Genomic DNA, 21,275 nt, shown 5'->3' with positions numbered 1-21,275 from the left:
TGAAGTGTATTGACCCATCGGTCACATTTCCAATATATTGAGCGAGTTGTTTTCATACTTTTTATGTATTGTCGGTGCAAACCCCCGGCGGGGCAGGGCTGACAGGGGAGTTGTGATGGAATTGCGGCATTTGCAATATTTCATTGCCGTGGCCGAAGAGCGCCATTTCACGCGAGCCGCCGCGCGTGTCGGGATTCAGCAACCGCCGTTGAGCTTGCAGATCCGGCAACTCGAGACGGAACTGGGCGGCCCGCTATTTGTGCGCTTGCCGCGCGACGTGGTGCTGACGGAGTTGGGCGAGGCGTTCCTGCCCGAGGCGCGGCAGATTCTGGAGCGGGTGGCGCGCGTGAAGCGTCGCATGCAGCAGATTTCACGCGGCGAGGCGGGGCAGATCCATATCGGATTCGCGGGCGCAACGTACTTCGAACCGCGCATTCCGGCGTGGATTCGTGACTTCCGCGCTCGGTATCCCGACGTACAACTGCATCCGCAGCAGAGCAATACGGCAAGCCTGCTGACGGCGTTGGTGGACGAAGCCATCGACGTCGCGTTCGTGCGCACGCCGTTCGAAGTGCCGGAGGGCATCGTCAGCCTGCTGGTTGTCGACGAACCGATGATGCTGGTGCTGCCGCTGGGTCATGCCATGTGTGCGCGCGAGCGTGTGCCGCTTGCCGCGCTCGCACAAGATGAGTTCATTCTGCTGCCGCGCGAGATCAGTCCTGCACTGTACGACCGCACGATTGCGGCCTGCGAGGCGGCGGGTTTCCGTCCGAAGCTGGGGCAGGAGGCGCCGCAGATTACTTCCATCGTGCCGATGGTGGCGGCGGGGTTCGGAGTGTCGCTGGTGCCGGCGTCGGTGAGTCAGATTCGCACGCCCGGCATGGGTTTCTGGCCCATCGAAGGCGATGTGCCGCTAGCACCGATCAGCCTTGCCTATCGCGCCGACCACGGCTCGGCAGCACTTGACCACTTTATTGCGATGGCGCCTGCAGATTCGCCTGACAGTGGCGGCAGCGCATCGCCTGCGCCTTGATCGTCTCGGCGCAGAACGGGCATGCTTTTTCGCCGGCGCTCAGGGCTGCACCTTCGTTGGCCGTCGATTCGTTTGTCGGGCTGACCATGTTGTGCGCCGAAGGCATGACGATCGCAGGTTGCGCCGGAGCGAGCACTACGCCTTGTCTGGAACGGCCGGTGCTTGGGGTGTCGCCATGGGCGTCGTAGCCACGCTGGCCGGGGCCGGGAACGGCGTCGTCACGCGTGGGCAACCAGCCGTCGGCGCGCAATTTGCCGATAAGCAGCGGCTGGATCATCAGCGAATAGAGCAGGCAGGTGGCAGGCAGCGAAATCGCCAGTGCCGAATCCCGCCAGATCAAGGCGGGGCCAATGGCGAGAACGGTCCAGATGAGCGCATGCCACGCGAAACCGTATGCCAGCAAATACACCGGGCCCATGAAGAATGCGCCGACGCACGACATGTACGTGATCTCGGTAACATCGCCGTTCGCCGGATTGCGAAATTTGAGCATCATGCCGAGCGATCATGAAGGGGGAGCCTGCAATGTTACGCTAGCACCGACCCCATTTCGTCCCACTCCAACATGGGCGTTCGGCCGCGCTCGCTGGAGCGCTGCGCGGCGCATGCCGAGACAGACGGATCGCACAAACGCCTGCGGCGCGCGCCTTGCTGACCAGTTGTGTGGCAATCCGATACATCGGATAGGGGGTGCGCTACACTGGCGGCCGTGCCCTGTGTGGGATACGGGGCGTTACGTGGACGCGACTGCCATGCAAGCGCTCAGAAGACTGACCCGCTGGCTGCCGGTACTGACGGTTAGCATCGCGGGCATGTTGGTCATGTTGCTGGTGGGGCAGATCGTGCAGACTCGCGTCGACGACTTCCGCTTGCGCGCCTACGTGCACGAAATCATGGGTTTCATGAGCGATACTTTGGTATCCAGCCGTAATGCGTTGCTGAGCGCGATGTACAGCGACGCCGTGCCCTGTACCGACGCCGACATTCTCGCGCTGCGTCGCGTCACCATGCGCAGCCCCTATTTCCACGATATCGGCCGGGTTCACGGCTCCCGGCTGCTGTGTTCGGCTGTCGCGGGACGGCTCGCTCCGGCGCCCGAGCTGCCGCCGCCAAGTCATGAAACGCGCAACGGCTTGAAGCTCTGGCGTACCCTGACCGGCGTCGTGACGCCTGGCGTGCAGGTCAATGCCACGGGCATGGGTGATGTGGTGGTGTTCAGTCCGCCGGTCTTGCCGGAGCGGCTTGCGACACCGCCGAGCGGCTTCGCTTCTGTCGCATCGACGAGCGACATGCGTTTCCAGTTCTGGCGCGCAGGGCTGTTCGAGGACCAACAGCGTATTACGCTGGGCGCCACGTCGCCATGGCTCGAAATCGGATCGTTGCGCCGCTATTCGACGTGTTCCGAGCAGGTGGACGTGTGCGTGTCGGCAGTCTACGGGGCGTCGAAGATTCTGGCCAATCCGCTGGGTCTCATGCTGGCGTTGACGATTGGTGCGTCGGCGGGCGCATCGATGGGCATGGCGTGGCGGTCGCGCCGTCGTTACCGTCTGTCGATCGATTGGGTGACGCAGCAAGCCGCCGAGTCCGGTGGCATCAACGTTGTGTATCAACCGTTGGTGCGATTGCGAGACCGCAAGGTCATCGGCGTCGAGGCGCTGGCACGTCTGAACGACAGCGCCGGCGCGCCGATCTCGCCGGACATGTTCATTCCGATTGCCGAGCGTCGGGGGGTGATCGGGCTGATTTCGCGGCAGGTCGTGCGCCGCGCGTTGATCGATATGCACGGGCGCGCGCTGGCCGATCCCGAGTTTCACATCAGCGTCAATCTCGCGACGACGGACATCGTCGACAGCACATTCCATACCTATCTGAATCAAATGTCGGCGTCCGTGCAGGTGCCTCGCGCGCAAATCGTGCTGGAGGTCACCGAGCGCTCGACAGACAGCATGATGCGCCTCAGAGAGGCCCTCGACCGTTTGCGTGTCGATGGTTATCAGATCCATATCGACGATTTTGGAACGGGGTTCTCGAACCTCGCCTATCTGTCGACGCTGAATGTCGACGCGCTGAAAATCGATCGCATGTTCACGCAGTCCATCGGCACCGATACTGTGGGTAGCGCCATCGTCGATCAGATCTGCAAGATGGCGGCGCTACTCAAGGTCGACGTCATTGTGGAGGGGGTGGAAACCGAGGCGCAGTTCGACTACATGCTGGCGCTGTTTCCCGAGGCAATCGGGCAGGGATGGTTGTTCGGCAAAGCCGTGCCGGCCGAGGATTTGCCATGCGAGGTGGGCGATGGCTGAAGGGCGTAAGCCTGCCATTTACTCAGCGAAAACCCGGAGATTTTCACTTGCCGGGCAGGGTGTCGAATGGCCGGCAGTCCGCAGAAATTTTTGTGCCGCATCAGGCAAATTACCGAGAATAACGACGACCATTCGGGACTAAAGTGAAATCACCGTGGTCCTGATGTGCCCCCGACCTCCACGGACTATCCGGCTCGCCGTCATGGCGGGCCGCTTTTTTTTCTGCCGTTTGTCGAGGTTCTTGTACATGTTAGGATTTCCCAAAAAACAGCGTTGGTAGACAGGTCCATAGCTGTCGCACTACCGAGGGGGACATGTGACTGATTCGTATCATTTTTCGTGGCATTACGTGAGCAACACGCCGCCGGGGCGTCCGTTCGAACTGGCCGGGGCGATCACGCCGCGTGCCGACGAACGCTTTGACGGCGCCGTTGATGCCTATTGCGATGGGCACTACATCGGCCGTTGCGAGTTCTCGAGCATCGACGCGCATGACGCGTCCGAGGCGGCGAAGCAAATCCGAAAACGTATCGAGCTTCGCATCGAGGATCGTGTTGCCCGCGAAAACTCGACTTCGCACTGAGTCGTACCGAGAGCGGTACCGACCGCCACGCCAAGCATTGCACTTAGCGCGCCGCCACACGCTTATCAAACGTCAGTGCAGTTCTGCGCACGGCCGCGGGGCCGTTCAGTGCCAGCGATGGCAGCAGCGGCCGCCCCATCCTCCCCAGCCACGCCCCCATGAAAACGAAACCGACACGTTGCTGACCCAAGGCGACGCGCCAAACGCCGGGTAAAACGGTGCATAGGCCGGATAGACAGCGTATGCGGGGTAGGCCGAATACGCCGGATACGCCTGATAGGCCTGATAAGTCGGGTAGGTGGGGTATGCCGGATAGGACGCATATCCCGGGTCTTGCGCATACGCGACGTTGCCGGACGGTGCTCGCGACGTAGGCGGCGGCACATAATCCGGCGGAACGGGCGAGCCGTTCGGATAAACGGGGGCGCGTGGCGTTTGCTGCGCTGGCGGCTGGTAATCCGGGGGCACCGGATTATCGTTCGGATAGCGCCGAGGCGCGGCCGTGCCGGCGGGCGGCGGCGTCAGCGACGGCCTCACTGGTGCGGTCGAGACACTGGGTGTGGGTACCGGCGCGGTCGAGACATCTGCGGCACCGGGCGCACCCGGCGCAGCGCGCATGGCTTGCGGCGCGATCGGGTTGGGGGAGAGCGCGAGCGCGCCTCCCGGATACTGCACGACATAGCAGCCGGCGAGCGGCAAAACACAAAGCAGAGTAGCGAGCGGCGCGAGTTTCATGGCAACGAGTGTAGCGCAGGCAGGCGCGTCATCCGTGATGCTGCCGCCGCACTCGCATTACGATCTATTGCCGCTTGGGGCGAGGCCTCACGGGATTGACAGGCAAAAAAAACGGCCAGCAATTTGCTGGCCGTAAAATCCACCAGGAGGAGGTGGAGGAGACAGGTGCAACTATATCAGGGAAATCCCTAGAAGGGTTAACCTTTGCCAAAAAAATCTGTAGAAAAACCACAACTGCGACAATTCACCGCTTTTTCCCCGGTCAATCACTCAATTTCACGCCCTGTATAGCCTTTGGGCGCATTGTCCGGGCGTCGTCTCATTTTCCGGATGGAGAAAAACCACAGAACCGAGCCCCATTCACCGATGCCGGTCTGTCCGGCGCCGGTCGGACAGTCTCGAGCGCAAGCACGCATCCCCCGGGAATCTAAGTGTTAACACCAAGCATTGAATTACGTTCGGCGGGATAAACTTCCGCAAAGCGTAATTTCGTGCGCGAGAGGATTCCGCAAATCCATCCTCTGATCGCGATGCATGAAATGCCCTGAATGCCCGACCGGGATGGCAGGGTGCCGGAAGCGAGGCAACGACTGGAGAAGCCAGCGCCTCGACCGAGTACGCAATGACACGAAGTTGCGAGAACGTTTGGAGACAGGATGAAAGCAGCAGAAGTGAATGTGGGCAAACTGATCGACGAGAGTCGACTGGGCGCTTATCAATGGTGGGTAATCGCGTTATGCGCGATGTGCCTGGTGGTGGATGGTTTCGACGTCCAGGCCATGGGCTACGTCGCCCCTGTGGTGATCCGCGAGTGGGGTATTGCCAAGGAAACGCTCTCGCCGGTGTTTGGCGCGGGGCTGTTCGGCATGTTGGTCGGGTCGCTCACGTTCTCGGCACTGGCCGACAAGCTGGGCCGTCGTCCGGTGCTCATCGGTGCGACGCTGTTCTTCTCGGTGTGCATGATCCTTACCGGTTTCGCCAACACGATCACGGAGTTGGTCGTCTGGCGCTTCGTGGCCGGGTTGGGGCTGGGGTGCATCATGCCGAACGCGATGGCGCTCGCCGGCGAGTACAGCCCGCGTCGCATTCGCGTGTCGCTCATGATGATGGTGTCGTGCGGCTTCACGCTGGGCGGCGTGGTCGGTGGCCTCATCACGGCCGCGATCATTCCGAGTCTGGGCTGGCGCGCAGTGTTCTACATCGGCGGGGCCATCCCGTTGGTGCTCGGCATGCTGATGTGGATTTCGCTGCCCGAGTCGATCCAGTTCCTGATGTTCAGGAAGAGCGGCGGCGCGCGTATTCGCCAGCAGTTGCTGCGCGTGGCGCCCAACGCCAACGTACCGCTCGACGCTCACTTCGTGCTCGACGAGCAGAAGGCGAAGGGCGTGCCGTTCATCGAGCTGTTCAAGGACGGTCGTGCCCGTGTGACACTGCTGCTCTGGGTCATCAACTTCGCCAACCTGCTCGACATGTACTTCCTGTCGAACTGGCTGCCGACGGTGATTCGCGACGCCGGTTATTCGACGCAGGTCGCCGTGATGGCCGGCACCGCCCTGTGGGCCGGCGGTGTGATCGGCACGCTGCTGCTCGGCCGGGTGATCGACCGCGTGGGCTTCACGAGCGTGTTGGCGGTCACCTTCCTGATCGCGATTGCGGCAACGGCGGCCATCGGCAACCCGGTGGTGATGGTGTCGATGGTAGCGGTGTTCATCGCCATCTTCTTCGCGGGCTTCTCGATCATCGGCGGACAACCGGCGCTCAACGCGCTGGCCGCGACGTACTACCCTACGTCGCTGCGCTCGACGGGCATCGGCTGGAGCCTCGGCATCGGCCGGATCGGGTCGGTGCTCGGCCCGGTGCTGGGGGGCGCGCTGATGCATCTGCAATGGTCGTCGTCGTCGCTGTTCCTCGCGGCGGCGGTGCCGGCATGCGTGTCGCTGATCGGTGTGCTGGCCATTGCCCGCACGCAGCGCAGCAACGGTGGCACGCTGCGCACGGCCGGGGCCAACTGAGAATGACGCCGCAGCGCAGGCCGCGCCATAAGCAGCGGTTAAGCGTGCGATAACCATCGAGTATGAAAGTGCGGCGCCCGCCAGCGTTATCATGGCGGGCGTTGCTGTTTTCGCGGCGTCATCCATGACGCGGCGGGCTTCGCGCCGAATCATCATAACGATAATGACATCGACGTCCGAACTCTCTCCTGCGTTGCCCTCCGAGCGTGTGTTGCTCGGCATTCTCGGCCTGTTCATGATGATCGCGCCGGCGTCCACGGATATGTACCTGCCGGGGCTCGTGACGATGCGCCACGAGTTGGGCGCGAGCGCCGCTACCACGCAACTCACCCTGTCGTATTTCTTTCTCGGATTCGCTTTCGGACAACTCGTGTGGGGCCCGCTTGCGGATCGCTTCGGGCGTCGTCGGCCGATGGCGGCGGGGATCGCGCTGTACATCTTCGGCACCATCGGATGTGCGTTCGCCGACAGCATGGAGCACATGATGATATGGCGCTTCGTGCAGGCACTCGGAGGATGCGCCATGCCGGTGATCGCGCAGGCCATCGTGCGCGACGTCTACGGGCCGCGTAACAGTGCACGCGCCTTTTCGATCATGTTGCTGGTGATGAGCGTGGCGCCGATCGTGGCACCGCTCATCGGCGGACAGATGCTGCGCTTCACCTCATGGCGCGTAATCTTCGGCATTCTCGCGGTGTTCGGTGTGGTGGCAATGGCCGCCCTGTGGCGCCTGCCTGAGACCGGCGCCGTGCATGCGCGTCAAGCGGGCGGCCCGCGTGCCGTGGCGGCGTCTTACTGGCACCTGTTGCGCGACCCGCAGTTCGTCGGCTACATGGTAGCGGGCGGGGCGGTCTTCGGCGCGTCGTTCACGTACATTACCGGCACGCCGCTGGTGTACATGGAGTACTTCCATGTCTCGCCGCAATTTTTCGGGGTGCTCTTCGGCATCAACATCGTCGGGATGGCATCGGTGACGATGTTCAACTCGCGCCGCGTGGGGCAGGTGGGGCCCTATCGATTGATGCGCATCGGTATCATCGGGTGCGCCATCGTGACGTCCGTGCTGTGCGTAACGGTGTGGCTGGGTGTCGCGTTGCTGCCGGTGATGGTTGCACTGCTGTTTCTGTTCATGTCGCTGCGCGGCATCATCACCGCGAACTCGGTGGCGGGGGCGCTGGCCAATCACCCGACCCGCGCCGGCGCTGCGGCGGCGCTCGTCGGCAGCGTGCAGTATGGCTTCGGCTTCGCGGCGGGCGGCCTGTTGGGTGTGCTCAACGATGGCTCGCCACGCCCGCTCGCGACCGTCATGTGCGGATTCTCGGTGTTGGCCCTCATCGCGCTGCTGACGATGCTGCGTAAGCCTCAGCACGCGCGTTGAGGGCGCCGCACGCCCCTCGTACTTCCGCGGACCGATGCCGCAGCTTACAACGCCAGCACCAGTTTCTTGCCGCAGGCGCGTGAGCAGCAGGACATCATCTTGGTGTTCGCGTCGCGCTCGGCACGCGTGAGCACCACGTCGCGGTGATCCACGTCGCCCTCCAGCACCTGGACCTCGCACGAGCCGCACAGCCCCTCCTCGCAGTCACTCTGCACGTCGATGTTCGCCGCGCGCAGCGCCGTGAGCAACGTCTGATCCGCCGGCACCGTGACCGTAATGCCGGAATCCTTGAGCGTAACCTCGAACGCATGCTCCTTCTCGGGGTCCAGCGTGCCCAGTTGCGACTGGAAGTGCTCGACGCGCAACGTGTCGTCCGGCCAGTGCGCGCAGCATTGCGCCAGACCGTCGAGCATGCGCAGGGGACCACAGGCATACACTTGCGTGCCGTCTTGCGGCGTTGCAAGCAGGGCGGCATAGTCGGCACGCTGCCCTTCGTCCTTCACCCACAGATGCAGACGATCGCCGTGCAGCGACTGAAGCTCGTCAATCAGCGCCATCGTGCGGCGGCTGCGCCCGCTGTAATGGATTTCGTAGTCGATGCCCAGCGCCTTCGCGCGCCGTGCCATGGCGGCGATCGGCGTGACCCCGATACCTCCTGCCATGAAGATCGCGCGCGACCTCGTTTCATCCAGCCGGAAGTGATTGCGCGGGCCGCGAATGCGCAGACGGTCGCCGCTTTTCACTCGCGTGTGAACCCAGTTCGAACCACCACGGCCTTCCGGCTCATGCAGCACGGCGATTTCGAGCGCGCCCGTGTCCGACGGGTCGCCGCACAGTGAATACTGACGCGAGAGTCCCGTGTCGCCGCATTCGATATCGATGTGCGAGCCGGGGGCCCAGCGCGGCATGGCGCGGCCATCCGGCGCGACGAGCCGCAATTTGACGATGCCCTCGGCGGCCGGGGTGACGGACTCGACCACGACCGGACGCGTCACGCTGTGGCCCGATGGTTCGCCGATGCGTACGGGCGACTGACGTGTCAACACGGCCGGGTCGTGGCGCTCGGGGTTCTGTGCCGGGTCCCACTCGACCCACACATGTTCGGGGCCTCGGAACGATGTGTTCGGCACGTAGGTAAACGCCTGCGCCGCGAGCTTCATATGCGGCAGACGGCGGGTGAATTCCTCGAGGAAGATCTGCATTTCCATGCGGGCGAGATTCTTGCCCATGCACTGATGCGAGCCGTAACCGAACGTAAGCTGGTCGCTGGCGTTTTCGCGGCGGATGTCGAACAGATCGGCGTCGGCGAAGTGGGCTTCATCATGGTTGGCGGACGACGTCACGATCAGCAGTTTCGAGCCCGCGGCGATGTCGATGCCGCCGATATTCACGTCCTTCGTGGCCAGACGACGCCACGCGGCGACCGAACCGTTGTGACGCAGGCACTCTTCCACCGCGTTCGGAATCAGCGATGGGTCTTCGCAGATCTCGCGCCACACCTCCGGGTGCTGGAGCAGCAGCTTCATTGCGTTCGCGGTGGCGTTGGCCGTCGTTTCGTGAGCGGCCACGATGCCCGCCATCATCATCGAATGCAGATACGAATCGGTGACGACCTCGGGGTAATCCTTCTGCTTGCGAATACCGTACTGCATCCAGCCCGGGCCATCCGGGTTCTGACGCATCTTGTCGAGAATCTTGCCAGCAAGTTGCCAGAAGTTGCCGACGGCGTGGGCCACGGCCACTTGCTCTTCGGGCTTCGGACGTCCCCATGTGTTGACCGTGTGCGCGATGGAGTACTCACGCAGCTTGTCCATGTCTTCTTCCGGCACGCCGAGGAAGTGCAGCGCTACCGTGAGCGGGACTTCCCACAGCATCTGGTCGACGAGATCGGCGCGGCCATCGTTGATGAAGCGGTCGACGTACTCGCGCGCGAGTTGGCGCACCAACGGCTCGTGATGCTTGAGATGCTCGGGCGTGAATGGCTCCATCAGCACGCGCCGGCGCGGCATGTGCGCCGGTTCGTCTTCGTTGACGAGCGTGCGATTGAGGGCGAATCCATACGACGCCAGCACAGCATTCGCTTCCGGTCCCGTCGGCGTGATCTTTTCCAGCGCAATCGACGGGCTGAAGGTGATGTTGTCGCGGAAGATCGCTTTGATGTCGTCGTAGCGCGTCACCACCCAGTAGCCGAGCTTCGGGCTGTAGAACACCGGCTCCTGATCGCGCGCCCAACGCACGTACTCGGGAGGGTCTTGCTGATAGCCGTCTTCGAACGGATCGAAGTCTGCCGCCCGCGTGCTCACCGGGCAGCCATTGGGGGCTTTGGCAACAACGGTTTGATGAAACGGGCAGCCGCCAGCGCTCGCGGCGGCAGTGTCGGGGGTGGGGGAAGTCGTTTGGTTCATCCGTTCACGCTCTCTGGGTCGGGTGCGACGACGGCCATGCAAGGCTCGTGGCGACACACGCAATGAAACAAGTGTAGAGGAGCGGCTCGCGATCTTGCGGCGAGTGTGTGAGCACACTGGCGCGTGAATCTGGCGAGAGCGTCTCCTCATCCCGATGTGATATGCCCCGGATGCCCGACAATCGCGCGCACAGAGAGCGTTCACATTCTCTGAATCTGATAAGCGTAAATATAATACGCATTGCGTAAATTAGTAGACTGGGGTTAACCTCTAGGACCGTTGATGCCGGGTGATAGCGATTTGCGTCATAAAATCTCGCCGATGACCACAAGCAAACGACCCACAGCTGGCCGCCCGCGCAGTGCGGCTGCGCCTTCCGGCGTGACGGATGACCTCGCGGCGTCCGGCACCGATGCCATCGGCGTGCCTCGTGAGCGCGGCCGCCGACAACGCGTACAGTCGGCCGAAACCGGCATGGTCGTGCTCAAGGGACTGGCCCGCCTGGGCGGTCGCGCGAGCCTCACCACGCTTGCCTTGCACGTGCAGCAGAGTCCCGCCAAGGTTCACCGCTATCTGATGAGTCTTGTGGAAGAGGGGCTCGTCGCGCAGGACGCCGACTCGCAGCACTATCATCTTGGGCTTGAAGCCATGCTCATCGGCGTGGCCGCCATGCGGCAGGCCGATCCGGTGCGGGCGGCCGAACCGGCGCTCGTGCGCCTGCGCGAGGCGTTCGACGTGACCTGCTTCATTGCCGTCATGGGCAATAAGGGGCCGACCATCGTGCGTTTCGAAGAGCCGGGCCTGCCGGTGACGATCAATGTGCGTATCGGTTCCGTGATGTCCGTCCTCTGGTCGGCGGCAGGGCGCGTTTTTCTTGGATGGCTCGACGATCCTCAGGTGCTGGCGATGGCCGAAGGCGAACTGGCAAACGCCACGCCGGAGCAGCGCGCACAACTCGATGCGGCCGATCCCATCGGCACACTCCGGGCGTCGGTGCGTGCCGCGCAGGGGGCGAGCGTGCGCGACACCAACCTGACCGGTATCAGCGCGCTGGCCGCGCCGGTTTTCAACTATGACGGCCGTCTCGTCGGCGTGATTACGGCGCTCGGCGCTACCGGCGGATTCGACGCCCGAACGGACGGTCCCATCGGCGAAGCCGTGCGCCGGGAAGCATTGGCCGCCAGTCATTCGCTGGGTTATCGTCCGCCGCTGCCGGCCGGCGCCTGACCCGTCCGCGCTTCACGGCCCACCGTCGCTATGCGGCAGCCGCCCCCGCGGCTGCCGGCTCATACCGCCTCATCACCCTCCCACGCCATTTCCGGCGCGAGCCTCACACGCTTTCCGGTGGCCTCCCTTGTGCTACAATTGATAATGATTCTCATTAACAAGATATATTAACGGCCGCCGATGACGTTGGGCATAGGCAAGACCTGTCGTCGGAGACCTCGCCTGTGGAGGTCGTAAATGCTGATGTTGAAACGAACCGTCGATCCGGCACCACGGGTGGCATCGATTCCAACGCCTTCCATGACGTATCTGCCCTTAGGGCAGTTCTGTCAGGGGGAGCGCAAGGTGACCGGTGGCGCGCAGCATCGTGCGCTGGCCAGCAGCGATAAGGGGGCTGCGGATAACGCCGGCGAGCATCCTCTGGAGGGGCCGCGCACTTTGCCTCGATGTGGTGGTGACGAAATGTGGTTGTGGCGCTTTCTGCTGGCCGGGCGTCCCTTCGGGGCGACGGGGGCGGCCGCAGGCGGGCCCGACGACGGCGCGACGTGGTTGTCGGCGGTGGAACATTCGCTCGCCCGCCGGCTGCCGCGTGCACAGATGCGCCACCGCTTTTTGTCGGAGCGCATCGCGCTGCGCTGGATTCTCGGCCGCTGGTTCCGCTGTTCTCCCGCGCAAGCCCCTGTCCCGGCGCCAACGCCTGGCGGATCGGCGCTGGAATGCGATGGACCGCACGGCAAGGTGTGGGTCGACATGGCGCACACGGGTTTGTGGTTGTTCGTCGCGCTGGGGCAGGGGCCGGTGGCTCTGGCCGTGCATGCCCCGACGCCGGTCGGGCCGGACGACGGCGCGCGGGTGAGCGCCCAGCCGGGCGACCCGTTCGCCGTGGCGCGAGACGCCGCGCATCGTTTGTGTCTGGCGCGTCTGGCGGGTGATGGGGAGGCACTGGCGCCGGGCGTTGGCGTGCCGTTGCTGGCGCACCCCTACGTGAGCGTGCCGTACGCGGGCAGTACACGTTATCTGTACGACATGTCCGTCAGTTCTCGGCTAACCGTGGTGGCGGCGCGCAACAGCATCGTTCACCGGATGCGGGTCTTCGGTTGGCAGAATTGACATCCGGCTTCAGGATTCGAGACAGTCGATATAAGCATATGCGGCGGCGCAAAGGCAGTTGTCCTGAATTTGCGCTATTCTGGCCCGTTGTTTGCCAACCGTCATCGACTTCCTGGAGAAGAAGCTCATGCACCGTCGCTCGCGTCGTACTCTCGCTACCGTTCTGACCGTCCTTTCCCTGCCGCTGGTGCCTCTCGCGGCGCATGCCAAGGCTCTTACCGTGTGCACCGAAGCCAGCCCTGAAGGCTTCGACGTCGTGCGCTACAACTCGCTCACCACGACCAACGCTTCTGCCGATCCGGTGTTCAACCGGCTGGTCGAATTCGATGCCGCGCAGGCGAAAGTCGTGCCGAGTCTGGCGACCAAGTGGGACGTCAGTCCCGATGGCCTGATCTACACGTTCACGCTGCGCCCGAACGTGAGCTTCCATAGCAACGACCTCTTCAAGCCGACGCGCGCCTTCAATGCCGACGACGTCGTCTTCACGTTTGATCGCATGCTCAACGACAACGCGCCGTGGCACAAGCTCACGCCGTCGGGCTTCCCGCATGCGCAATCGCTCTCGCTGGGCAAGCTGATCAAGTCGGTGCAGAAGGTTGACGACAACACCGTTCGCTTCACGCTGTCAGAGCCGGACGCCGTGTTCCTGTCGATGCTGTCGATGGGCTTCGCGTCGATCTATTCGGCTGAGTACGCAGACAAGCTCATCGCCGCCAACAAGACGGATGAACTGAATGCACGTCCGATCGGCACCGGCCCGTTTGTGTTCCGCAACTATCAGAAGGACAGCGTTGTGCGTTTCGACGCCAACGCGTCGTACTTCGGCGGCAAGCCGGCTTCGGAACGCCTGATCTACACGATCGTCCCCGACGCCGCGGTGCGCGCGCAGAAGGTGAAGGTCAGCGAGTGCCAGATCGCGCTGTCGCCCAAGCCGCTCGACGTGCAGGCCGCGCGGGCAGACAAGGCCCTCAAGGTGGTGGAGACGCCCGCCTTCATGACGGCATTCGTCGCCATCAACACGCAGCACAAGCCGCTGAACGACGTGCGCGTGCGTCAGGCGTTGAATCTGGCGTTCGACAAGCCGAGTTACGTCAAGCAGGTGTTCGAGGGCACGGCCACGCCGGCGGTCAACGTGTATCCGCCGAACACATGGAGCTACGCCAAGAGCGTGGCGGATTATCCGCACAGCCTCGAGAAAGCGAAGAAGCTGCTCGCCGACGCTGGTTTCCCGCAAGGTTTCGAAACGACGATCTGGACGCGTCCGGCCGGCAGCCTGCTCAACCCCAACCCGCGCGTGGGCGCGGAGATGCTGCAAAGCGATCTGGCGAAAATCGGCGTGAAGGCGCAGATCAAGACCGTGGAGTGGGGCGAACTGATTCGCCGCGGCAAGGCGGGCGAGCATGACCTGCTGTTCATGGGCTGGTCGGGCGATAACGGCGATCCCGATAACTTCCTCACGCCGCAGTTCAGTTGCGCTGCCGTGACCTCGGGGACGAACTTCGCGCGCTTCTGCGACGCCAATCTCGACAAGCTAATCGGCGACGGGAAGCGCACGCCCGATGTCGCCACGCGTACCGCCAAATACCAGGCGGCACAGAAGACGATCAAGGACGATGCGCTGTGGATTCCGCTGGCGCATCCGACGGCCGCGGTGATTACGCGCTCGGAGGTCTCGGGGTATCAGGTGAGCCCGTTCGGCCGCCAGAACTTCGCGGCCGTGCAGGTCAAGTAAGTTCTCAGCGATGTCTGGCCATGCCCCGCGACGGGCATGGCTGCTTCAATCCATCGTCATGCTTGCGGCGAACTCTCGGCTTCGCCGATACGGAAAATCTGAGACAGATCCCAATCCGCCATGCCACGTTGCGCGGCGTCCTTCAGCAGACGACGTACCTCGGGCAGCACGCGCTGCACCGTAGCGCTCGTGTGGGCCAGTTCCGCAATCGCATCGAGATCCTTGAGCATCACGCGAACCGTACCGGTGGCATGCGCCGGCGGGTTCACCATGCGCGGCCACAGCGTTTGCAGCAGGACGGAATCGGCCCAACCGCCTTGCAGCGCCGAGGGCACGGCCGACGTATCGATGCCGCTGCGCTTGGCCAGCAGGAAGGCCTCCGCCAGCCCCGCGAGCGTGGTGGCGACGATGGCCTGATTGGCGAGCTTCGTGGTCTGGCCTGCACCGGTGTCGCCCATGCGTGTCACGCGTGAGGAGAATGCACGCAGTACCGGCGTGATCGCTTCGACGGCCTCTTTCGGCCCCCCCGCCATGATCGCCAGCGTGCCGGCCTCGGCACCAGCCGTGCCGCCGGACACGGGCGCGTCGATCCATACACTGCTGGTCGCTTCGTGCCAGCGCTTGGCAAGGGTGCGAGTCAACGCGGGCGAGAGCGTCGAATGATCGACGAGAAAGCGCGGTGGCGTGGCCGCATGCACGAGCCCGTGCTCACCGAACACCACGTCCTCCACCGCCTTGCCGTCACCGAGACAGAGCAGCGCCATGTCGACGCATTCGCCGAGCGCCTGCGGAGTGACGCAGGCCATTGCGCCGGCGTCGGTCAACGCCGCCAGTTTTGCCGCCGAGCGGTTCCAGACGGCGACCTCGTGTCCGGCGGCGAGCAGCCGCTGCGTCATGGGTTCGCCCATGCGCCCGATACCGCAAAAACCTACGCGTGGGGTAGTCATCGATTCGTGTCCTTGTGGGTTGGCGTCTCCCCGAGCAAGGCTTCGTAGGGCCATTCCACGGCACCCGAGTGCGTGACGGCGCCGAACTTGGCCGGCCGCACGAGCGCTTCGTACTTTTCCAGCACGCCGCCTAGACGTCCGCGCACGAACGGTTGGGTTTCGGCGGCGCGGGCCGCGAGTGCCTCGTCGGAGAGTTCGACGTCGAGCTTACCCTTGATTGCGTCGATGTGGATGCGGTCGCCATCGCGCAGCAAACGGATCGGTCCGCCCGCCGCCGCTTCGGGGCCGACGTAGCCGATGCACATGCCGCGCGTCGCCCCGGAGAAACGGCCGTCGGTCAGCAGCGCCACCTTTTCGCCCATCCCTTGCCCGTAGATCGCTGCGGTCACGCTCAGCATTTCGCGCATGCCCGGCCCGCCCTTGGGGCCTTCGTTGCGAATCACGAGCACGTCGCCTTCGCGGTACGTGCCTGCCGACACCACCGCCATGCAGTCTTCTTCCGCTTCGAATACGCGCGCGGTGCCTGAGAACACCAGTTGCTTCAGGCCGGCCGTCTTCAGTGCGGCGCCGTCGGGCGCCAGGTTGCCGCGCAGCACGACCAGCCCTGCGTTCGGCGAGAGCGGTTCGGTATGCGGCTTGACAACGCGGCCGTCGGGGCCGGGAAACGCGCGCAATGCGACGTCGAGCGTCTCGCCGCTCTGTGTGAGCGTATCGCCATGAATATGGCCGCCGGCGAGCAGAGCGTTGAGCACCGCAGGCACCCCGCCGACGTGATGCAGATCGACGGCCAGGTAGCGGCCGCCAGGCTGCATGTCGCCGATGAGCGGGGTGCGGGCGAGTACTTCGGAGACGTCGTCGAGCGTGAACGGGATGCCGGCTTCATGCGCGATGGCAGGAATATGCAGCATGGCGTTGGTCGAGCCACCGGTGGCCGCCACCGCCGCGCAGGCGTTTTCCAGACTCTTGCGCGTGACCAGATCGCGCGGCAACGGCCCGCCGTTGCGCAGGGCGCGCATGACGTTTTCTCCGGCGCGCCGGGCAATGGCGATGCGCTCGCTATACACCGCAGGCACCATGGCCGAACCCAGCGGCGCGAGGCCGAGAACTTCCGCCACCATCGCCATCGTGTTCGCAGTGAATTGCCCGGGGCACGAGCCGGCCGTCGGCGTGCAGCGCTTTTCGATGCCGCGCAACGTCTCGGGCGTCATATCACCACGCTGTGCTGTGCCGACGGCTTCGATGGCGGTGAGGATCGTGGCTTGCGAGCCGTCCGGCGCCACGCCGGGCAGCATCGCGCCGCCGAACAGGAACACGCCGGGGACGTTCACGCGCACCATGCCCATCAGAATGCCGGGCAGCGTCTTGTCGCAGCCGGCCACGCCAACGAGCGCGTCGTAACAATGCGCGCGCACGAACAACTCGACGCTGTCGGCAATCGTCTCGCGCGACACCAGCGAGAAGCGCATGCCGGAGTGATTCATCGAGGTGCCGTCCGACACCGAGATCGCGGAGCCGCGAATCGGCACGCCGCCCCCGGCCGCCACGCCAAGCCGGACGTTGTCCGAGATCTGGTTCAGCGACATGGAGCAGGGTGTGTTCTCGCCAAACGTGTCGACGATGGCGACGAACGGCTTTTCGATGGCGGCGTCGTCGAGGCCGGTGGCGCGCAGAAACGCGCGGTGCGGCGTGCGCGTCACGCCTTCCGTCACGGTGCGGGAGCGGTGTTTGTGCAGATCTGTCATTGGGGGGGCTTCCTTAGGTTGTGTCGTGCGCGGACGCCGCTCAGGTGTTCAACAGCAAGCCATTCTCGATGGCGATCACCTGACCGGTCATCGCGGGAGCGTGAGCGGCGAGGAACCAGGCGAGGTTCGCGATTTCCGACGGCTGCGAGACTCGCTTGAGCGGCGCGTTCTCGCGCATGCCGTCGACCACGCGGGCGTAAGCATCGTCGCCGAGCACGCGTCGCAGCAGGCCGTCGTCGACCATGCCCGGCGCAATGGCGTTCACGCGCACGTGCGGGGCCAGATTGCGCGCGAGCGAGAGTGTTAGCGAATTGACCGCACCCTTGGACGCCGCATAGGCAATCGACGAGCCCGTGCCGTTGAGCGACGCGAGCGACGAGATGTTGACGACGGCGCCCGACGATGCGCCTGCCGGCCTGTCGCGCAGCAACGATGCCGCAGCGCGCGTCATTTGAAACATGCCGATCAGGTTGACGCGGTAGACGCGCTCGAACTCGACGTCATCGATGGCGTCGAGGTCGCCGTGCGGAATCACGCGCGTTGTGCCTGCGCTGTTCACGAGAACGTCGAGCCGCCCCCATTGCGCGCCGACCACGTCGGCCATGCGGCGGCAAGCCGCGTCGTTGCCAACGTCGGCATCGATAACGAGCGTTTGCGCACCGGCGTCGCGGCATTGCGCCGCCACCGATTCCGCAGCGTCGCGGGTACTGTCGTCGAAGTTGTTGATGGCCACGGCCCAGCCGTCGCGTGCGAAGCGCAGGGCCGTGGCGGCGCCGATGCCGGTGGCGGCGCCAGTCACGAGGCAGACGGGAAAACTCATGCGCGACTCCGTTGTGGCCTCAGCGACAGCACGATGAAGGCACCGCCGACCAGCGCGCACGCCAGCACGATCATGCCCGGCAGCAGTTGCCCGGTACTGTCTTTGAGAAAGCCGATGACATACGGACTGACGAAGCCGGCAAGGTTGCCGGTCGAATTGATCAGCGCGATGGCGGCGGCTGCACCGGCACCGCCCATCATCGCCGTGGGAATGCCCCAGAAGACTGGCGCGATCGAGTTGATGCCGATGGCGGCCACGATGAGCGCAGCCATCGACCACCACAGATGCTGGGCGAGCAACACCGAGGCCAGCATGCCGGCGGCCCCCAGCAGGCAGCATATGGCCACATGCACGCGGCGCTCGTTGCGGCGATCGGCATGACGAGCCACCAGAATCATCGCGACCGCGCTGATGAGCGACGGCACCGCCGAAAGCAGCCCGATGTTGCCGAGGTTGGCCACGCCAGCGGCGCGAATCATCGTCGGCAGCCAGAACACGAGGCCGTAATTACCCATCGCGATGCAGAAGTACAGCAGGCCGAGCAACCAGACCTTGCCGTTGCCGAACACCTCCCGCACGCTCTGATGGACGCGGGTGCTGTCGTCGGCGGCGAGATCCTGCGCGAGCAGGCGCTTCTCGTCCGCGTTCAGCCATTTCACCGTTTCGATTCGGTCCTGCAACACGAAGAACGCGGCGATGCCCACGAACAGCGAGGCAACGCCTTCGATCAGGAATAGCCATTGCCAGCCGGCGAAGTCGTGCAGGCCGCCGAAGTGCTGCATGATCCAGCCGGACAGCGGTCCGCCGATCGCGCCAGACACCGGAATTGCCACCATGAACATGGCAATGATCTGCGAGCGTTTATTCGACGGGAACCACTTCGACAGATACAGCACGATGCCAGGGAAGAAGCCGGCTTCGGCCACGCCAAGCAGGAAGCGAAGCACGTAGAACGAGATCGGACCCTGCGTGAACATCGTCAGGCAGGAGATGATCGACCACGTGACCATGATGCGGGCGATCCACATGCGCGCGCCCACGCGGTGCATGATCAGGTTGCTCGGCACTTCGAAAATGAAATAGCCGAGGAAGAACACGCCGGCCCCGGCACCGTAGACGGTTTCGGACAACGACAGATCCGAGAGCATCTCCAGCTTCGCGAAGCTCACGTTCACGCGGTCGATGTACGCGACGATGAACGAGAGAAAGAGGAACGGGATGATGTGCCAGGTCAGCTTGCGATACAGCGCGTTGCGTTGCGCCGGGTCCAGGGCGGCGCTCGCGCCGGCATGCGGCCGCGCGCCGCCGGAAAGGGACGTGCTCATGAGTGTTGTCTCCATGGATGCGTGCCGTTCGGCACGTCGAGTTATTAAGCAGCGTGACTCGCGTTCGGTTATGCGGTGGCGTCCCTATCGGGAGCAGCGCGGGGCAGCTCCGAATCGACCCATGCATCACGGGGTGCCCGCGCGACAGTGGTGCTCGATCGAAGGGTAAGGGGGAGCGGGCGCAGCGGCAAATCACAGTTTGCACTCGCGTTATTACCATTTGGTTATGATGTCGGCGTTCTGCCCTCGCGCAGCGCTACGGCTTTTCCGATGCCCGCCATGTCAGCCACTGATAATTCGATAGAGCGCTTTTTCCGCAGCGGCCTGAAGCTGGGTCATCTGCGCATTCTGGTGACGCTGGGGGAACTGCGGCAGGTCACGCGCGTGGCCGCGGCGTTTCACGTCACGCAGCCGGCCATCTCCAAGCAGATCGCGGAGATCGAAGAGGCCTTGGGAGCACCGGTCGTGCGTCGCGCGGGGAACGCCGTGGAACTGACGGGCATTGGGCGCGTACTTGTCGAGCGAGGCCGCGAGATTCTCCGGCAAATCGAACTGGCGCGGCGCGATGTCAGCGCGCTGACCGCCGGTACGGCCGGCCATGTGCGTTTCGGCGCCGTGGTGACCATCCCGCAGCCGTTGATCGCCCATGCGGTCGAGCTGTTCACACGGCGCGCACCGACCGCGTCGTTCTCGTTCGTGGAGGCCACGCTCGACCGTCTGCTCAAGATGATGGACGAGGGCAATCTCGATCTGGCGCTCGGGCGCAATCGTGTGACCGGCCATTTGCCTGTCATGCGTCACGAATCGCTGCACCACGAGCCGTTCGTTTTCGTGGTCGGCTCGCGGCATCCGTTGGGCGGCAACGACGGTGCCGAAAAGCCTGTCGCCTGGGAAGACTTGCAGGAGGTGCGCTGGATCACGCCGATGCGCGGCTCGCCGGCGTTTGCGACGATGGTGGAGATTCTCGCCGAACACGGGGTGACCTTGCAGCGTCCGGCGATCGAATCGAGTTCACTGGCGTTGAACCTCTCATTGCTGCGAGGCGGGGATTTTGTCTCGATCCTGCCGTTATCGCTCGCCCGGCGCTACGTGCAGCGCGGTTCGATGCGCGTGTTGCCGCTGCCGCCGCTCGGCCCGCTGGGGGAGGCAATTCTCTACTGGCGGGAAGATACGACGACGCCCGCTGCACAACTCTTCGCTGCATGTCTGCGTGAATCGTCTGCCGAACTGATTGAAGCGAATTGAGGCGATCGAGGGGCCGAGGCGGCTAGTGTGCGTCGTGTTCTCTCGCCGGCGCTTCGTCTGCCCGTTGGACGCCGGCGTGGCGATCGAGTTGTCAGCGTTTCAAGAACGATACGTTTTTAGCAGGTATCCCTCCGATGTCTCGTAAGTTGAGTTATTAATTCGTTTAAAATCAATAAGTTGAATTGTCTGGCACGGAATTCGCGTATGTAAATCGTGTATGGCGAAGCGCCAACCCCGGGATTCCCGCAGGCAGTTGGCAAGGTGTTCCTGTGCATCAACGCACGGGGTGGTCGCTTATTGCCCGCGTTTTTCGCTGATGCGCTCACGCCGTAACGCAGAACCTTCTGGCGGGGTTCCGTGTGTTCCGACGTGAGAGTAAGCATGCACGGGGAGGGGACCATGAACGGGTTCAAGGCGACTTTGGCGGGCGCAGCGGCGGTAGCCATGCTGTGTGGAATTTCGATCAACGCGTCGTATGCCGCCGGTGGTGGCGGCGGGCGCGGTGGCGGTGGCGGCATCGGTTTTGGCGGCGCTGGCGGATTCGGTGGCCTCGGTGCATTCGGCGGCCCCATCGGCCCCGGCGGGACAGGGGGTGGCATGGGGGTCGGGATCGGTGGCGCAGGCGGTTGCGGCTGCGGTAGCCATGGCGGCGGTCCCGGTGGCGGCCCCGGTGGC

The 21,275-nt window shown here is 64.0% G+C and carries 17 protein-coding genes; 10 read left to right on the top strand and 7 right to left on the bottom strand.

Going from position 1 to position 21,275, the window contains the following annotated elements; genetic code table 11:
- Window positions 1-115 precede the first annotated feature (115 nt).
- Complete coding sequence (locus PHO31112_RS26110; RefSeq protein ID WP_150624545.1) at window positions 116-1,033, top strand: LysR substrate-binding domain-containing protein; 918 nt, start codon at window positions 116-118, stop codon at window positions 1,031-1,033.
- Here the strand turns inward: PHO31112_RS26110 and PHO31112_RS26105 are convergent.
- Complete coding sequence (locus PHO31112_RS26105) at window positions 972-1,529, bottom strand: hypothetical protein (RefSeq protein WP_174995895.1); 558 nt, start codon at window positions 1,527-1,529, stop codon at window positions 972-974. The genes PHO31112_RS26110 and PHO31112_RS26105 overlap by 62 nt on opposite strands.
- Before the next feature lie 256 nt (window positions 1,530-1,785).
- Between PHO31112_RS26105 and PHO31112_RS26100 the strand changes: the two genes are divergently transcribed.
- Both PHO31112_RS26100 and PHO31112_RS26095 read left to right on the top strand, forming a co-directional pair.
- Window positions 1,786-3,339 (top strand): EAL domain-containing protein, encoded by a 1,554-nt coding sequence (locus tag PHO31112_RS26100; RefSeq protein WP_174995894.1) that lies wholly within the window; start codon window positions 1,786-1,788, stop codon window positions 3,337-3,339.
- Window positions 3,340-3,655: 316 nt separating this feature from the next.
- Entirely contained in the window at window positions 3,656-3,922 is a 267-nt protein-coding gene (locus PHO31112_RS26095) for a hypothetical protein (RefSeq protein WP_150624538.1), read from the top strand.
- Between the two features lie 105 nt (window positions 3,923-4,027).
- Here PHO31112_RS26095 and PHO31112_RS26090 read toward each other — a convergent pair whose 3' ends face one another.
- Window positions 4,028-4,657, bottom strand: coding sequence for a hypothetical protein (locus tag PHO31112_RS26090; RefSeq protein ID WP_150624536.1), 630 nt, complete (start codon window positions 4,655-4,657; stop codon window positions 4,028-4,030).
- Between the two features lie 656 nt (window positions 4,658-5,313).
- Between PHO31112_RS26090 and PHO31112_RS26085 the strand changes: the two genes are divergently transcribed.
- Window positions 5,314-6,669, top strand: coding sequence for an MFS transporter (locus tag PHO31112_RS26085; RefSeq protein WP_150624534.1), 1,356 nt, complete (start codon window positions 5,314-5,316; stop codon window positions 6,667-6,669).
- Window positions 6,670-6,832: 163 nt separating this feature from the next.
- Window positions 6,833-8,047 carry a multidrug effflux MFS transporter gene (locus PHO31112_RS26080; protein WP_174995893.1) on the top strand — a complete coding sequence of 405 codons (1,215 nt, stop codon included), beginning with the start codon at window positions 6,833-6,835 and terminating at the stop codon, window positions 8,045-8,047.
- Window positions 8,048-8,091: 44 nt separating this feature from the next.
- Here the strand turns inward: PHO31112_RS26080 and PHO31112_RS26075 are convergent, their stop codons facing one another.
- A complete protein-coding gene (locus PHO31112_RS26075) occupies window positions 8,092-10,452 on the bottom strand; it encodes a cytochrome P450/oxidoreductase (RefSeq protein ID WP_150624530.1) in 2,361 nt (786 codons plus the stop codon).
- A 321-nt stretch (window positions 10,453-10,773) separates the two neighbouring features.
- Between PHO31112_RS26075 and PHO31112_RS26070 the strand changes: the two genes are divergently transcribed.
- The 3 genes from PHO31112_RS26070 (at window position 10,774) to PHO31112_RS26060 (ending at window position 14,521) form a co-directional block, all read left to right on the top strand.
- Entirely contained in the window at window positions 10,774-11,679 is a 906-nt protein-coding gene (locus tag PHO31112_RS26070; RefSeq protein WP_246178579.1) for an IclR family transcriptional regulator, read from the top strand.
- A gap of 237 nt (window positions 11,680-11,916) precedes the next feature.
- Entirely contained in the window at window positions 11,917-12,789 is an 873-nt protein-coding gene (locus tag PHO31112_RS26065) for a 4'-phosphopantetheinyl transferase family protein (RefSeq protein ID WP_150624526.1), read from the top strand.
- A gap of 127 nt (window positions 12,790-12,916) precedes the next feature.
- The gene (locus tag PHO31112_RS26060) at window positions 12,917-14,521 is read left to right on the top strand and encodes an ABC transporter substrate-binding protein (RefSeq protein WP_150624553.1); all 1,605 of its coding nucleotides are present in this window, start codon (window positions 12,917-12,919) and stop codon (window positions 14,519-14,521) included.
- A gap of 56 nt (window positions 14,522-14,577) precedes the next feature.
- On the opposite strand, the gene PHO31112_RS26055 is transcribed toward PHO31112_RS26060, so the two are convergent.
- Genes PHO31112_RS26055 through PHO31112_RS26040 form a run of 4 tightly spaced genes read right to left on the bottom strand, consistent with a single transcriptional unit; the run spans window position 14,578 to window position 19,355 of the window.
- Window positions 14,578-15,468: an NAD(P)-dependent oxidoreductase gene (locus PHO31112_RS26055; RefSeq protein WP_150624524.1), complete on the bottom strand. Its 891-nt coding sequence runs from the start codon at window positions 15,466-15,468 to the stop codon at window positions 14,578-14,580.
- Window positions 15,465-17,210 (bottom strand): dihydroxy-acid dehydratase, encoded by a 1,746-nt coding sequence (gene ilvD / locus PHO31112_RS26050; protein WP_150624522.1) that lies wholly within the window; start codon window positions 17,208-17,210, stop codon window positions 15,465-15,467. The genes PHO31112_RS26055 and ilvD overlap by 4 nt, the downstream gene beginning before the upstream one ends.
- Before the next feature lie 40 nt (window positions 17,211-17,250).
- Complete coding sequence (locus tag PHO31112_RS26045; RefSeq protein WP_150624520.1) at window positions 17,251-18,030, bottom strand: SDR family NAD(P)-dependent oxidoreductase; 780 nt, start codon at window positions 18,028-18,030, stop codon at window positions 17,251-17,253.
- Window positions 18,027-19,355, bottom strand: a complete 1,329-nt coding sequence (locus PHO31112_RS26040; protein WP_150624518.1) for an MFS transporter — start codon at window positions 19,353-19,355, stop codon at window positions 18,027-18,029. The genes PHO31112_RS26045 and PHO31112_RS26040 overlap by 4 nt, the downstream gene beginning before the upstream one ends.
- Window positions 19,356-19,634: 279 nt before the next feature.
- Here PHO31112_RS26040 and PHO31112_RS26035 point away from each other — a divergent pair, with 279 nt between their 5' ends.
- Both PHO31112_RS26035 and PHO31112_RS26030 read left to right on the top strand, forming a co-directional pair.
- Window positions 19,635-20,600 (top strand): LysR family transcriptional regulator, encoded by a 966-nt coding sequence (locus PHO31112_RS26035; protein WP_174995891.1) that lies wholly within the window; start codon window positions 19,635-19,637, stop codon window positions 20,598-20,600.
- 399 nt (window positions 20,601-20,999) lie between these two features.
- Window positions 21,000-21,275 (top strand): hypothetical protein (locus tag PHO31112_RS26030; protein ID WP_217427080.1); only part of this gene is annotated, 276 nt, incomplete at its 3' end.

It is taken from the genome of Pandoraea horticolens (assembly GCF_902459555.1).
In the GTDB taxonomy this organism is placed as follows: Bacteria; Pseudomonadota; Gammaproteobacteria; order Burkholderiales; family Burkholderiaceae; genus Pandoraea; species Pandoraea horticolens.
The sequence above is the reverse complement of the archived record's forward strand: the minus strand, read 5'-3'. Positions and strand labels throughout refer to the sequence as shown.